The following is a 14,669-nucleotide window of genomic DNA, read 5'->3' as shown; positions in this document are numbered from 1 at the left end:
AGTATGGGACACCAGATTGAATATATTACCGAGTTTGATGTGAATCAAACATCTAAAAATTCTATTAAAAATTATTGGTTAAAGGTTACTTCTAACGCAATGGGAATTCCCACGTGTATTCCTGTCATGGTAGCTAGAGGAAAAGAAGATGGTATTGTATTAGGGCTTACAGCAGCAGTTCATGGAAATGAATTAAACGGAATATCAGTTATCCAGCGATTGTTTAAAGATTTAGATACAGAAAATTTAAAAGGAACAATTGTAGGAATTCCAGTGGTTAATGTGCCTTCATTTGTTCGAGGGACAAGAGTTTTTAGCGATGGAGTTGATATTAACAGAATTATGCCAGGAAAAGATAATGGAAATACAAGTGAAGTATATGCCAATCGTTTTTTGAATTTGGTAATAAAGAAGTTTGATTATTTGTTAGACCTCCATACAGCTAGTTTTGGTAGAGTGAATTCATTTTATATTAGAAGTGATATGAACAATAAAGTCACCAAAAAATTAGCCTTATTACAAGATGCTGAAATTATAGTACATACACCACCATCAGACGGTACTTTACGAGGAGCTGCAGAAGAGTTAGGAATCCCATCTATTACTATTGAAGTGGGTAACCCAAATAGTTTTCAAAAGAAAATAATTAAAAGTGGAGTAGCAGGAGTGCACAATGTATTGGCATATTTAGGAATTACGGATGATGAATATGAAACCTCTAAGAGAAATACAGTAGTTTGTAAAAAATCGTATTGGTTATATACCCAAGAAGGAGGGCTACTTACAGTACATGTTGATTTACGAGATATTGTAGAAGAAGGAGACCATATTGCTACACTACGAGATGTGTTTGGTAATAGAATTAAGAAATATTATGCTCCAGAAAGAGGTGTTGTAGTAGGAAAGAGTGTAAACCCCGTAAATCAATCAGGGGGACGTATTATTCATTTAGGGATTATAAAATAACTATCAAAAAGGCTGTTTCTTAACTAAAATATATTTTTTGATAAGAAGCTGAATAAGTTTTTATATTTAATCAAATCAATTTTTTTATTCAAGTTAATATTTGGTATTAACCTGTTCTTTTGTTTTTAATGGTGAAATTTTTTAATAAACTATAATCTAATTAATATTTAAAAGATAATATTATTACCAGCATTTTTCATAATTATTTGTTGTAACTTCCAACTAAGTTGATCATTTACTAAATGAATACTGTTTGTCTTCAAGTTTTGTAATTTATTTCTTTTAAGGTTAGAATTTTCAAAATATAAGTAAGCGAGGTATGTGCGGTTTATAGGAAAGTAGATTTCACTTTTTTCTGTAATAATTTCATTTTTTATAACAACAGGACTATCGCTAGTAAACCAAGGTGCGTCATCTGTAGATTTAAGAAATATAATTTTACAACTTTCAATCTTTCTTACTAGATATTCAGCAGAAAAAAGTAACGTGTAACTTATTATATCATCAACTGGAAGGTTAGCTACATCTCTGTAAAACTTTGTAGCTTCTATATCTTTTAAGCTATTTGTATGATGAGCACAAATTTGTTTTAAAAAGTTTGTTTTGTTATTGGAATTTAAATTAAAATGCATCATTGAATGCCAGTTATTACTTTTTATAGTGAAGTAGGAAATTATTTGAACTAATTTAGTAAAGGAGTTGTTACGTAAGGTTTGGTAATTATCTAAATCTGAAATTATGTTCAAATATATTGGTTCAATATTATAAATTAATTGTTTAAATAGTTGCTCAACTCTAGAAGTATTATTTTCAAAAAAGTAAATACTATTCTCACTTAAAAAATTATCAATACTTTTTTTTAGAATAAATTTTTCTCCAACTTTTAGAACTGAAATGTTAGGTTTATTATTGAACAAGTATTCAAACTGTTTTAGATATATTTTTAATACATTGAATTGGTTTTGATCTTTTTGAGGCGTCATAAATACTTAATTATTGCTTTTATATGTAATTTTTTATCAATTTTAGTTTTTATAATGTTGTTTTAACAAAGTCTTTTCGTCAATAATCATTCACATTACAAGGTTTGTAGTCTAAGTAATATATCTTTTGAAATATTTTATTAATTGCGCTCTTTTTCTTACAATTATTTATAAGTTACTTGTATGATTGGGGAGAATTGCTAATTAAATTATAAATTACCTTACTTAAGTTTTTATTTTGAGTAGTAATTGTATAAAAACTATTTACATTTATGATGGCTGTATTAATAAGTTCATTAGTTTTCTTCTCTTTAAATTTTAGATTTAAATTATAATTTTGTTTGCTTTTTTTTATTAAATGCTCGTCAAAACTTTTAAAATTTAATAAAGAGATTGAACAAATAAGATCGTAATTATTTTTAGAAGATGTTTGTTTAGGAATTAAACTTAAATCAGATTTAAATGGTTTCTTAGAAAATAACTCATAATTAAAGTCAACCTTTACTTTTGAATTTTTAAACCTTTTCACTAAATTTTCTTTTAAATCAAGGTAAAAATTAATTAGATGGGTATCGCCTTCAAAAATAAAAAGAATAGAATTTTGAGAAGTTAAATCTGACATTATTTTATATTCAATTAAAGAAACACCAGGCTTAAAGTTTTCTTTTTTTTGGCTAAAAATATTTAGGTTTACAAGAAAAAAAAGAAATAATAAGGCAATTTTTTTCATACAATATTTATTAAACTTGTTATTAATTTGATAAAAAAACAGTTAGCTATGAGGTAAATATACATTTAATTGATTGGATTTATACAATAATAATAGACGACATAAAACTAACGCAATAGAATAAGATATTTTTAAGTAACATAGTCTATATACGTCATTAAAATTAGCAGATAGCATTACTATTATTTATTCTCTAAAAAATAAATAAATATTATTTTGGTTTATAGGCTTCCAGTTTTTTGCATGGAAACTATTTTCTTTCCAGTAAATTATAAGATTTATATGGTCTATTTTTATAGAATCCTTTGTTTGTGTTAATAGGTTTAAAGTGTCTTTATTTTGAGTAATTCCATTCATTTTAAAATGCCCATTTATTTTAGAAATAAAATCACTTAATTCTTCTATCCTTTTAATTTCAACCTGTTCACTATCAGCTTTAGTAAGTTTATCCCACTTGTTTTCTAATTGCTTTTTTGAATTACAACTTAATAAACTTAAAGAGAAGAATGCAATTAGTAATGTATTTGTTATTCTCATTTTATACCTTTTCTTTTATCTTCTCGCTAATTTTTTTAGTCTTAAATATAACGGCCTCGGTTATGAATAGTGTCTAACTTTTTGGGTGCAGTTCAAAATCCGCGAGGATTTTCAGAAGTAGGCGAGAACAAACAATTACTTATAACCATTGTTAGCAGCAGTTTTTTTGTTTATAATTATATCATCTTCAATCTTTAACAAAGTAAGAATAATTATTTTGAGTATTAAATAATAATCACTTTTATGTTTGTCCTCAGATTGAGTGTTTGTTCCGTGCGAATACTTATTTCTTAAATCGTAACCATTTGTATATATCTTTTGGTTTAGATAGAAATTAAGATATTTTACTTCTTCTTTAGAAAATAAAGTGGTTTCGTTGAACAACATTTTTTTCTCAATTAACAGGTCAATTTCGTCTCTTACAAATTTTGGATAATGCCAATAACTTAGTAATTCGTTTCTATGAATTTCTCTAATGATGTATATAAAAGTGATTTTATCTATTTCTACATTTTTTTCATTATTGATTTTTAGATAACCATCTTCAACTAAAGTTTGAATTGTATCTTTTTGGTAGTTTGCAAAATCTTCAATGTTTACTGTTTCCTGTGTTAGTAAATCAAACAAATTAGTGTGTTTTGTTCCAAAAGTTTCTGTGTAATACATATGACTTTGATCTGAAAAAATATGTGTTTGAGTTTTAAAATTAATTTGTCATTAGAATAAAGATACTTTTGGGTATTTTGACTGGTAATTTGACTAAACCCTATTGGTTTTGAGCTTACTTGAAGAAGCTCTATATTGATAGTGCCATCATCAGCTAAATTTTTATACTGTTTTAATAAAAAGTCAAAATCAGGTAAAAGGGTACGAATTTTGTCTAATTCAGGTGAGTCTGAAACTCTAATTTGAAATATTAAATTATTAGGCTCAAGTAGTTCGTTTATGTGTGCGATAAATGAATTAATTACTTGTTCAATTCCACTATTTTTTCTTTTCAGATAATTTTCAATTAGATGTAATTGTATAATAGAGAGCATTTCTTTTCTAGTAAAAACTTCTCCGACTTCATACTCGTTTTTGGATTTTAAGCCTATTACACGCTCCATAACGTCTAATTCACTTGTCTTACTGACTAAATAGATTAATGAGGTTTCATCTGTGTAATTAAACAGGTAGCTAAACACTTTAAATAAATTTACTTGGTTTTCAATTCCATCCAAATATTTTTCGCTGTAAGTGGCTTCTATTAATCCATTTTCATTTTTGAATATTACAGGTTCGTTTTGGTCTTTACTAAGTTCACCTTGTACTTTTATATTCCAAGTATGTCCTTTATCTATTATTTCATTGTTTTGTTCTTCAGCCTTTTTTTTTGCTTTGTATTTGGTTTTGTCTGAAAGCTTTAATTCATTTGAATCTTTTGACTTCTGTGCTAGTCTTACTTAATTCAAGTTGGAATCTTCACGGTCTAAGTAAGTACTTATAATTTCTTCTTTATCTGATAAACTTAGGCTTTTTGGGAAATAGAATCTTGGTGAATTTCTGTCACTTTTCTTTTCTTCAAATTGAGACAATAAAACTTCAGCGGAATTTTTATAATTCATCAAAAAATCTCGTATTACTTTATTGAATTTCTGAACTATATTCTTTTGTGGTAGAATGTAATTTATTTGAGATGAAAAATTTTTAAGAATATCACTAAATGTTGAATGAGATACATTTTTATAAATACTTAGCTTATTAACTAACTCCCAAAAGTTACTTTTATATTGATATTCTAATTCGTTTATTATTTCCTCAATGTTTAGGTCGTTAATTTTTTGGAATCTTTTTTTTAGTGAGGACCAATTTTCCTCTACGATTTGATTATACTTTTCTCGGTCAGATTTACTCCATTTAGGCAAAAATAGGTCGTTGTCAAAATGTAATTTAACATTGTAGAACTCAAGTAAGTCATTCAATGTCAAATTTTTCTCAGAATTGAAATTGTTTAATAATTTTTCTGCTTTAACAAGGTTATGACTTGTTGCCATATTCTCTTTTGAGTAAAATACTATTCTATTTATTTCGTTTCTTGAACTCAATTTTTTTGTCAAATTGCTGCTAACTTATTCATATCCATAATAAAATCACTAATACAGCCTTAAATAGTAGAATAATTAGAGGGTATAGCAATTTTTACTTCTCCAAATATAAAAAAAGGAAGATAAAAAAGTGTAACTTTTTATTGGGACGACACCCCAAGCCTAATCCGAACGACACCCGAAGCCTAAGAGGAGTGCTACTCCCTCGGTAAGGGGAACGATGCTCCCCGCCTAAGGGGAGTAACTTAAAACAACAAAAAAGATAAAAATAGGTGCGTGTGTAGAAAAATGTTTGTTAGGTGTTGTGAGATATAAAGAGACTATAAAAAAATGAATGCTGTTTAGATAAATGTAAACAGCATTTTGGAGGTGGATTAAATATACATTTAATTCTTTGATTTCATACAAAAAACAATTTTTTTCAAAGTAGTTATAAAACAATTTTTTCAAGAATCTTTTCAGTATTAATATTACTCTTATCAAGTCCACCATAAATATTAAAAGAAATAAGTTTCATACCACAAAAATTAATAATTTGTTGTTTAAAAGTTTTTTTAATCCTACTATTTGCGCCAGTAATTTTATAAATAAAAGAAGGAGCACCGGTTGTAGTATAAACACTTACTTCTTTATTAGATAGTAATCCAACAGGTTTTGAGTTTACATATTTAAAAGCAAATCCTTTAGATAAATTCCATTCAATAAAGTTTTTAAGAATTGAAGGCATACCTCCCCACCAATAAGGAAAAATAAAAATAAGTCGATCAGAATTTTTAATTTTATCTTGATAATATTTCATTTCCTTAGTAATAGGAACATTGTTGGCATTATTAAATGAAAAAAAAGGTTGTTGATTCTTATCCCTATATAAATCAATTATATCAATATTATGTTTTTTTTCATAAGCTTGCTTTAATATTCTTTCAGCCATAGCAAAAGAGAAGCTCTCTTTTTTAGGATGTGCAACGATAAGTAAAATATTCATATTTTAAATTAGGTTTTTTATTATTCTTAATAAGTAATTGTTTAATTCATTTATTTCTTCCTCAGTAAAGTCATTTAGAGCTTTATCTAAAATACTTGAAGCTATATTGTTAGATTTTTCTTTTATATTGATTCCTTCATTTGATATAGAAATTATAGAGTTTCTTTTATCTTCTAAAGAAGTAGTTTTTGTAATTAATTTTAATTTTAATAAACCTTTAATAAGGCTATTAATACTAGATTTATTTTTTAAAGTAATGTCACACAATTCTTTTTGATTTTTTGAATCTGTACTTAAAATTTGTAGTATAATCCATTGTTCAGATGTAATAAACAAGTCTTCTTCAGATAAAGAATTTGTAAGGCTTTTATTTAATAAACGTGATGTATTACCTATAAGTTTTCCTGTTGTAAATTTTTGCATGATGCAAATCTATAAATAAATGGTTTGAATTCAAACTATTTATTCATAGATAATAAATAGCCATTACTTTACTTAGTATGTAATAGTGTTATTCTTTCTTTAATTTGGTTAAGGTATAGGTTCGTTCTACAGAATCACCTGTTTTACTTGTAACTTGTTCAATTTTATGGATAAGCTCGTCAATTTTTAAGTAAGAAGCACTAACAAGTGTTTCCATTTCTTTTGTACCAAAAAGCTGAAACTTATCACCCACAAAAGGTAAGCTTTTCATAAACTCTTTATTAGCATAGGTTAAAATACAAATACCACTGGGTTTTAAAACGCGTTCAATTTCAGTTATTAGTTTTTGGGGATTAGACCAAAAGTAAACTGTATTTACACTCATAACACGATTAAAAGAATTGTTTTTAAACGGAATTGTTTCTCCGTCATATAAAGAAAATTCAGCTTGTGTAGCTGTATTAATAGCTTTAGCCTCTTTGTGCATTGTCTTAGAAATCTCTAACCCAAAGTAATTTATATTGTTAGCTGTGGCTAATAACTTTTGTAAATGTCCGCAATTGCCATGACCAAGCTCTAAAACTGAGTTATTGTCTTCTAACTCTAAAGAATCAATAGTATTTAAAGTCATGTTAATATTAGTCTCGTTCATGTTTTTTCCAACTTCAACGCCTAATTTTCCTTCAGGACAACTTAATTGTATTTCTAATTCCTTAATTTCTTCTTGTGTTAATTGCATAGCTTTTTTTAGTTGAGTTTAATACTGGTGTGAAATTATCAAAAATAAACTATACGCCAAAGAAGTAGAAGTATATTAAGATACTAAAAAAATCCCTTTGTAGCTTTTACAAAGGGATTTTATTCTAATATTCAATCTTATCTTCTTTCTCAGACCATTTCTGAAAAGGTTCTAAAGCAATATCGCGTCCTATTTGCTCAAACGGAATACTTCTCTTTTCGTATGGTAACGGAATTTCTTTATAAATAAACTCATCATCAAAACCAATGTTAGCAGCATCTTGTTGATTACTACCGTAAAAAACTTTATCAGGACGAGCCCAGTAAATAGCACCTAAGCACATAGGGCAAGGTTCACAAGAGGTATACACCACGCAACCATCTAACTGAAAAGAACCTATATTTTTACAAGCATCACGAATAGCAATTACTTCTGCGTGAGCTGTTGGGTCATTGGTAGAGGTAACTTTATTGTTTCCACGGCCTATAATTTCTCCATCTTTTACTACAATGCACCCAAAAGGACCTCCTTCATTGTTCTGCATTCCTTTTAAAGCTGCTTTTACAGCTTCACTCATATATTCTTCGTGTGTATTCATTGTTTAATTTTTTTAAAAAAAGGATTACAAAACTAAGTCTTTTCTTTGGCTCAATTTAATAAATAAAATATTTTTTTAAGTATAAGGTATAAATATTACTTACACTTGGTATCAAAAAAAAGCTCTTTATAACTGTAATTTAATAGTTTATGGCATCTTTTTAACAAACAAGAATAAAACTACCTAATTTGTAATTATTATTAAAAAATTAAACAATGAAATTAACAGCCAAACTTATTTTAAATGCAATGCTTGTAATGGGTGTTGTGTTTTTGAATTCTTGTAAAAAGAAGAAAAAAGAAAATGATGTTTTAGAACCAATAGCCAAAATGGCTTATAACCAAACAGCCAAAGATAGTTTATGTGAAAGTAATTGGTTTCCTCATACACAAACTCCACCTCCTGCAGAAGGAAAAGGAAGTCCGTTTGATGTATCGAGTACAACCAATGCAATTTTTCACCAATGGTCTTGGCAAAAGTTTTTATGGCTTACAAAACCAACTGAAGAAGTTGTGTTATTGCCTATTATAACACGAGGTGAACCTACACCAATAAAATTAAAGGTAAAAATACCTCTATTTTTAAACCCAAAAGAAATGCATCAAGTAACGGCTCATATGCAAGATGTAAAGCAAAAAGAAGGAGCTGCTTTGGTTTTAGTAGATACTGCTCAGGCAGGATCGGAGGGAACGTTAAAAACAAACCCTGCGTATAACAAAGAAGGGGTTTCAGAAACAGTATTTTACTCAATTCACGTAAGCCCTACCATGAAAGAATCATCAAGAAAGTATAGAGATTCTATAGTTAGCGGAACTTTAAGTGGAAATAACCAAGCATCTTTTCCAGTAGGCTCTTTAGAGTTAAAAGTATCATGGACGCCAGTAACTGCTATTGCTGAAGAAGAAATAGGTAATTATTATACTACAGTAGCGGCTTTAAGTAGAGATGGAGAAACATATACGAATACTGAGGTAGCTTTATTAGGAATGCATGTTGTAGGTATTGTAGAGAATCATCCAGAATTTATTTGGGCTACGTTTGAACATGACGATTTAGCGCCAAACTATAACTGGAAAGATAATAAGGCATCTTCATCTACCAATAAATTATTATTTGCTGAAGGAACTACTACAGGAATTGACGGTATTGTGTGGAGTAATGGTAGTGCAAAGTTACCGTATAAGGCGTACGATTTATTTAAGTATGGAGTTCCAAGAGATAGCGTAGGAAACTTTATGAAGACAAGTCAAGAAGAACCTGTAAACTTTGATAATATAGACAACCTTAATACTTGTGTAAAAGAAAACTTAACTGATGTATGGAAAAACTATTTTTATAATGGTTCTCTATGGATTGATACTGATGGAATGACGCCTGAACAGCAAACCGCTAAAATAAATAGTTTAGGAGGAAATATAGGAAACGCAACACCAGATAGTACTTCGGTAGCAAGAGGATCAGTAAACTGTGCTAATGTTACCATGGAAACATACACACAAACTTTTAAAAGTAGTTTAAAAGATATTGAAGCAGACAATTTAGCAAACTGCTTTAGTTGTCATAACGCGGTAAACTTTTCAACTAATAATAAATCACCATTGTATATAAGTCACGTGTTTAACGCCTACTTATTAAGAGGAGAAGGAAAAACATTTAATGAAGTTGAAGCTATTAAAGCGAAGCAAGAAGTAGAAGACTTTATGAAAAACAGCTTAAAGTAAAGTTTTTAAGATTGACTTTACAGAAGCCTCTCTAGTTTGTTTCATTACTAGGGAGGTTTTATTTTTGTTAGTTGTTAGTTGTTAGTTGTTAGTTGTTAGTTGTTAGTTGTTAGTTGTTAGTTGTTAGTTGTTAGTTGTTAGTTGTTAGTTGTTAGTTGTTAGTATGTTTTACCTAGAAAATAACGATTGGAAACCAAAAGGTGTAGGGGAGCTAAAAACAAACAGTTAAATCTTTGTTCTAACAGCGAAGTGGGCTTTTTTCTTAGTTCTAAAATTAGAAAATTAACAGTTAATAACTACTGCGTCTTTTCCAAAAAGTAGCCTCTTTCCACCTTGTTTCAGTACTGTAGAAAAAGTTTTTATGCTTTAGATAATGATTCCAAACTTGTTGTAGTTGATTTTCATACAATCTATTGAAGTGTTCCTCTTTAGTGGAGTTCAAGTCCTTAATAAAATCATGGTTAATAAGTAGCTTTTGAAGCTGCATAGCATTCGCCATAGCATTAAACATACCTTGAGAAGAAAGTGGGTCAAAACTCATAGCAGCGTCGCCTAAAGCAATCCATTGTTTACCTATTACTTGTTCTAAACGAGTAGAATTGGCACTTACCGTACCATGGAAGTTAACAGTAGTTTCGTTACCGTCAATTAAAGGCTGAATGAGTTTGTGTTGTTTGGCAAAGGATAAAAATGTATTTACATGCTTAAAGGTGTTTCTATCTACTAAATCAGCATCCGTTTGAAAGGCGATGACCCTTTTGTTATCGGGAACTACAGCACTATACCACCAACCTAATTCATCAGCAGCAATGGTGCTCATGACATTTTCTTGAGTATTGGGTAAGCTTATCCAGCAAGATATTAACTTATCATACGATGTACGTTGAATACCTAAGCTTTTGGTGAAATGCGATTGCCTACCAGTGGCGTCAATTACGAATTTTGCCTGAATAGTATGTGTGGTTCTGTTTTTTAAATCATCAGACTTTGTGGTAACTTCCCAGTAATTATTTTCATAAGAGCTATTAGAAAGACGTGTTCCCCAAATACAGTCAACACCTCTTTCAATAGCAACCTTTCTTAGGTAAATTTCAAACTCTTTTCTATCCAAGCTTCTAGAGAAGCCATCGGGGTTTCTTAAATGATCGACAATTTGAAGTTGATTGCTTCCCCAATAGGATTGCATTCCTAAATTATTACGAAATATGGTTTGTTTTACAGCATCCGATTCATTTTCTAGTAAATCTAACTCTTTTAAAATTCGTTGTGCAGCAGGCGCTAGCGATTCTCCAATTCTATCAACAGGTTCAAGTTGTTTATCTACTATGGTAACATTATAATAATTAACTAAAGAAATGGCGGCAATGCAACCTGCAATGCCACCACCTATAATTAGTATGTCAGTAGTACTAGTATATTCTTTCAATTCGTATATTATTTAGGAATATATCTTGAAAAACGTGTCATCTTCTCAGGAATACCAACTTCCACTCTTTTAGGAGCTGCTTCTTGATGTGAATCAGACTGTTTCATATGATGTAACTTAGCAGCAATTAAATGTATGGTTTTAATAACATTGGGTGTTGCTTTAAAGTCTTTTGCTAGTTCATCTTCCGTTAAGCTTAATAAACTACGCTGAGCATCTTCCAATACAAATTGCTCGTTTAATAAATTATCGTGTGATAGTTTTTCTACGGCTGTATCTATTGTATTTTGAAGTCCTTTCTTTAACGCATGTTTAGCAGTTAAAACACTTTGTAATTCTTTTATGGTAGCTTTTAATAATGTTGCCTCTTGTTCTGGAGTAGGAGTAATCCCCACCTGCATTTCTTCAGGGAAATTAGGATCATGCTGAACTCCTGGACGCTTTTGAACCACGGCTAATTTATCAAAATACTTAATCATGCAATTAATTTGATTCGTATAGGTTGGTGCTTGACCATCTAAGGGAAGATTATCTAGCCAATCGGAACGGAAATTAAAGGCTTGAATACGGGTTTCTTCAGATAAATTCGAATCCATTGTTTCTTTATAACGTTCTTCATTCAAAACATTGTTAGGTACTCTAGCAGGCCAAAATGTAGGTAAATATGGGTCGTATTCACTTGTATATCCGTCTCTACAACTTGCCGTATCTGTTTGCCAAGGAATTGCCATCCAACGCGTAATTCCCCCAGCTACTTGTCCGCCTAAAATAGGCCCTTTTGCCAATGGTAATATATCGTTATTCATCATCGGACCATAATACGTGGTATTAACAGGTGGCGTTTTAGGTGCATGTTTAATTCTAAAAGGAGCCATATACATTCCAGACGAACGCATAGGCCACGTCATTTCACAACCAGGATGAAAAGCATCAGCTAAACAAAACTCCATAGCTGCTTTAGTTAACATATCTGGTTGTTCTGAAACAGGAAGCTCGTCTATCGTAGGTGGTTTAGGTACGTGCGGACATCCAGTCATATCAACATAATCAGCATCAAAATCACCTTGTACCCATTGGTCTAAAAATTCTAATTGTAAGTCTGATAAGGTAGCATGTTGTCGAACTGAACCCGTAGAAGGAATACTGATTGCATCACCATACAACCAAGGCCATAACTGTGGAGCTTCAGCTCCCGACACATCAAAACGACGGAAGTTGTTAGAAATCGTTCTTCGCATTTCCATATAGGCAGGCGACGGATTTCCTAATCGTTTAATCCATTCGTTTGTGGTGTAATCAAACTGACCTCCAAAACCAAAAGCTCCTGCAAAACCAGCATTTACCCATTGTAAATCGGTCATACGCTGGAAGATTGGTAAAATATCCTTGGTAAACGAAGGTTTTACAGGACGTACCAACATTTTAGATTTTACAGCAACGTCGCGCATTAAATCCCACATCGTACGTACCGATTTTTGCATTGGTGCATAATCTGGCGGAGCACAAATAACCCACGCAGGGTCTACTTTTAATTTTGTTCCTTCGTATTCTACTTCCGCAGTAACAGGACCGTCCGAAATATCATCGTGCCAACCTTCGTTATTGGCAAAAGTAATAGCGATATCTCCGTTGATGTTTTCCGATTTTCCATGTCCTCCTAACATGATTAGACGTCCTTTTTCATCCGTACGCATTTCACCTAAGTATACTTTTTTTGAAAGAAATTCCCCTTCAAAGAAAGGACCTTCGGTAACATTGGTTCCAGTAATAGATTTTGCGCCACCATCAATTAATAAAGAGTTACGGTCTTTTACATCAATATTACGTAACATAGAAGGAGGCATATCAGCAGCTTCAGGAATATCTAAGGCAATGTTAAATTGATACCAAGATGATTTTTGATTGGCTAAATGACTATGCCAGGTAATTTTTGCATTTTCAGCCGTTAATTCCTTTACCGCTTTTCCTGCAGCATTGAATCCGTAGATTCTAAATTGTGCTGCTTGTCTTTTTAAGGCGCCAGTTTTATCTCTGTATGCATAGGGATCGGTTTGTGGTTCAGGATTGTCAACCAACGGACCGATAAAGTATTCGTTTTCACTATTTCCTACACGCATCACGCCAATAGGAGGGTAGATACCTGCTTTTACGATACAGTCACTATTTTCATCGGTGTTACCTTCAAACTGTGGATTGATTTCTTTGGGTTCTTGTAATTGCTGTCCGTTGGCTTGATGACGTGCTTCGGCACTTGCCGCATATACTACTTTTCTTGCTTGCGCAATAGAACCTAAAGGCTCATGTTGAGGTAAAGTTCTCCAAATATTGAAGGCTAAATTGCTTCCAAATTCGGCTTGTCCAATACTAGCTACATCTTGTTGAGGCAAGTGTAATTTAGCAATGCAGATATACGGACTTTCTTCTGTACTCCAAACTACCTGAGCATCATCTAATGGCATGGTAGCATCGTTGGTACGCAATTGTATTTCGAAACGGAAGGTCGCTTCTTTGGTTAACAACCGTTGTTGTAAATCGATACCTAAGTAATTGTTATCGTTAAAAGGAGTTCCTTTATAAGTGTCTTCAGGAACTAAACGATATTTTACAATTTGTGAATCACCTAATTTAAAAGGAAGAATTGCCCAATAGCTAGCACTTAGTACACTAGCTTCTTCTTTGGTCATTGCTTTTAAAATACTAGCTAATTCAGGATGTTTTGCTATGTATGAATCGTAATCACGGTCAATAACACCAGCAGTGGTAAAGCTACACATTTGTTGTGCATCACGTGCAAAAAAACGGTCGATGTTTTGAAAGATAAAATCGGAATTGGTACCGTCTCCTAATAGTTTAGGACCTTCCACACCAAAGAGTTTTAAACCGACTCCTAAGGTAGAATGTAAATCGGGAGAAGTTGGTCCAGTATCACTTGAAAAGCGAACAGTACATTCGTAAGTATCACCAGCAAAAATTCCGATTTTGAATTGTTCTTCGATGTCTTTGTTTACCACAAAACGACCGTAAGCGATACCGTGTTGTTTTCTAAATACAGCTCTCTCGGCAGGTTGTTGTCCGTTTTCAATACGGGTTTTTTGCCCCATTTCTACAAACATTTCTTTTAAACGTTGTGTAACTTGGGTAATGTCTCCATCGCAGTTCCAGCATGATGAAGATTGATTTTGTGAGGGGTTTGTCATTTTTTGGTTAGTTTTAGTTTGACATTATATACCTTTAAAAATAAGGAATATAAGTTAGAGTTGGTTTTAAGAAACTCTTAAGCGTTAGGTTTTCGAGTATTAGTTGTTGATATTTAGATTTGAGAGGATACTCGTAAAACTCACTGATGTTAGTGACAATAGTAGTTGAATACTTTTTATAGATATAAATAGTAGAAATTCTCTATAGAATTAACGTATATCTTTTGTAGTACTATTTGTTATTCGTATCTTCAACCTTTGAAAAAGCAAAAGTAAT

14 protein-coding genes are annotated in these 14,669 nt (G+C 31.1%); 2 read left to right on the top strand and 12 right to left on the bottom strand.

All coding sequences use genetic code 11. The features are described 5' to 3' along the window. The first annotated feature begins 3 nt into the window (after nucleotides 1-3). Nucleotides 4-966 (top strand): succinylglutamate desuccinylase/aspartoacylase family protein, encoded by a 963-nt coding sequence (locus NH341_RS10520; RefSeq protein ID WP_159615727.1) that lies wholly within the window; start codon nucleotides 4-6, stop codon nucleotides 964-966. 167 nt (nucleotides 967-1,133) lie between these two features. On the opposite strand, the gene NH341_RS10515 is transcribed toward NH341_RS10520, so the two are convergent. The 10 genes from NH341_RS10515 to NH341_RS10470 all read right to left on the bottom strand — a co-directional run bounded on the left by NH341_RS10515 (nucleotide 1,134) and on the right by NH341_RS10470 (nucleotide 8,048). After that, on the bottom strand, nucleotides 1,134-1,949 hold the full coding sequence (locus NH341_RS10515) for a DUF4238 domain-containing protein (protein ID WP_253056790.1): 816 nt from the start codon (nucleotides 1,947-1,949) through the stop codon (nucleotides 1,134-1,136). Between the two features lie 175 nt (nucleotides 1,950-2,124). After that, the gene (locus NH341_RS10510) at nucleotides 2,125-2,679 is read right to left on the bottom strand and encodes a hypothetical protein (protein ID WP_253056788.1); all 555 of its coding nucleotides are present in this window, start codon (nucleotides 2,677-2,679) and stop codon (nucleotides 2,125-2,127) included. A gap of 186 nt (nucleotides 2,680-2,865) precedes the next feature. Next, entirely contained in the window at nucleotides 2,866-3,216 is a 351-nt protein-coding gene (locus NH341_RS10505) for a hypothetical protein (protein ID WP_159616036.1), read from the bottom strand. A gap of 135 nt (nucleotides 3,217-3,351) precedes the next feature. Then, complete coding sequence (locus NH341_RS10500; RefSeq protein WP_253056786.1) at nucleotides 3,352-3,843, bottom strand: hypothetical protein; 492 nt, start codon at nucleotides 3,841-3,843, stop codon at nucleotides 3,352-3,354. Further along, nucleotides 3,828-4,439: a hypothetical protein gene (locus tag NH341_RS10495; protein WP_253056784.1), complete on the bottom strand. Its 612-nt coding sequence runs from the start codon at nucleotides 4,437-4,439 to the stop codon at nucleotides 3,828-3,830. The genes NH341_RS10500 and NH341_RS10495 overlap by 16 nt, the downstream gene beginning before the upstream one ends. 222 nt (nucleotides 4,440-4,661) lie before the next feature. Then, a complete protein-coding gene (locus NH341_RS10490) occupies nucleotides 4,662-5,303 on the bottom strand; it encodes a hypothetical protein (protein ID WP_253056782.1) in 642 nt (213 codons plus the stop codon). A gap of 430 nt (nucleotides 5,304-5,733) precedes the next feature. After that, a complete protein-coding gene (locus tag NH341_RS10485; RefSeq protein WP_239179461.1) occupies nucleotides 5,734-6,288 on the bottom strand; it encodes an NAD(P)H-dependent oxidoreductase in 555 nt (184 codons plus the stop codon). 3 nt (nucleotides 6,289-6,291) lie between these two features. After that, the gene (locus NH341_RS10480; protein WP_253056780.1) at nucleotides 6,292-6,711 is read right to left on the bottom strand and encodes a MarR family winged helix-turn-helix transcriptional regulator; all 420 of its coding nucleotides are present in this window, start codon (nucleotides 6,709-6,711) and stop codon (nucleotides 6,292-6,294) included. Nucleotides 6,712-6,799: 88 nt separating this feature from the next. Further along, a complete protein-coding gene (locus tag NH341_RS10475) occupies nucleotides 6,800-7,450 on the bottom strand; it encodes a class I SAM-dependent methyltransferase (RefSeq protein WP_159616028.1) in 651 nt (216 codons plus the stop codon). Nucleotides 7,451-7,574: 124 nt separating this feature from the next. Next, nucleotides 7,575-8,048, bottom strand: a complete 474-nt coding sequence (locus tag NH341_RS10470) for a nucleoside deaminase (RefSeq protein WP_253056778.1) — start codon at nucleotides 8,046-8,048, stop codon at nucleotides 7,575-7,577. Nucleotides 8,049-8,263: 215 nt separating this feature from the next. Here NH341_RS10470 and NH341_RS10465 point away from each other — a divergent pair, with 215 nt between their 5' ends. After that, nucleotides 8,264-9,769, top strand: a complete 1,506-nt coding sequence (locus NH341_RS10465; protein ID WP_253056776.1) for a hypothetical protein — start codon at nucleotides 8,264-8,266, stop codon at nucleotides 9,767-9,769. Nucleotides 9,770-10,058: 289 nt separating this feature from the next. On the opposite strand, the gene NH341_RS10460 is transcribed toward NH341_RS10465, so the two are convergent. Continuing rightward, nucleotides 10,059-11,195 carry an NAD(P)/FAD-dependent oxidoreductase gene (locus NH341_RS10460; protein WP_253056774.1) on the bottom strand — a complete coding sequence of 379 codons (1,137 nt, stop codon included), beginning with the start codon at nucleotides 11,193-11,195 and terminating at the stop codon, nucleotides 10,059-10,061. A gap of 8 nt (nucleotides 11,196-11,203) precedes the next feature. Next, the gene (locus tag NH341_RS10455; protein ID WP_253056772.1) at nucleotides 11,204-14,392 is read right to left on the bottom strand and encodes a LodA/GoxA family CTQ-dependent oxidase; all 3,189 of its coding nucleotides are present in this window, start codon (nucleotides 14,390-14,392) and stop codon (nucleotides 11,204-11,206) included. Nucleotides 14,393-14,669 lie beyond the last annotated feature (277 nt).

This window comes from Tenacibaculum sp. XPcli2-G (assembly GCF_024124505.1).
GTDB lineage: Bacteria > Bacteroidota > Bacteroidia > Flavobacteriales > Flavobacteriaceae > Polaribacter > Polaribacter mesophilus.
The sequence above is the reverse complement of the archived record's forward strand: the minus strand, read 5'-3'. Positions and strand labels throughout refer to the sequence as shown.

Bases quoted from the DNA above. Each gene is read 5' to 3' on its own strand.
- NH341_RS10515 (WP_253056790.1), bottom strand. From the start codon at position 1,949: ATGACGCCTCAAAAAGATCAAAACCAATTCAATGTATTAAAAATATAT.
- NH341_RS10505 (WP_159616036.1), bottom strand. From the start codon at position 3,216: ATGAGAATAACAAATACATTACTAATTGCATTCTTCTCTTTAAGTTTA.
- NH341_RS10520 (WP_159615727.1), top strand. From the start codon at position 4: ATGGGACACCAGATTGAATATATTACCGAGTTTGATGTGAATCAAACA.
- NH341_RS10510 (WP_253056788.1), bottom strand. From the start codon at position 2,679: ATGAAAAAAATTGCCTTATTATTTCTTTTTTTTCTTGTAAACCTAAAT.
- NH341_RS10475 (WP_159616028.1), bottom strand. From the start codon at position 7,450: ATGCAATTAACACAAGAAGAAATTAAGGAATTAGAAATACAATTAAGT.
- NH341_RS10455 (WP_253056772.1), bottom strand. From the start codon at position 14,392: ATGACAAACCCCTCACAAAATCAATCTTCATCATGCTGGAACTGCGAT.
- NH341_RS10480 (WP_253056780.1), bottom strand. From the start codon at position 6,711: ATGCAAAAATTTACAACAGGAAAACTTATAGGTAATACATCACGTTTA.
- NH341_RS10465 (WP_253056776.1), top strand. From the start codon at position 8,264: ATGAAATTAACAGCCAAACTTATTTTAAATGCAATGCTTGTAATGGGT.
- NH341_RS10470 (WP_253056778.1), bottom strand. From the start codon at position 8,048: ATGAATACACACGAAGAATATATGAGTGAAGCTGTAAAAGCAGCTTTA.
- NH341_RS10485 (WP_239179461.1), bottom strand. From the start codon at position 6,288: ATGAATATTTTACTTATCGTTGCACATCCTAAAAAAGAGAGCTTCTCT.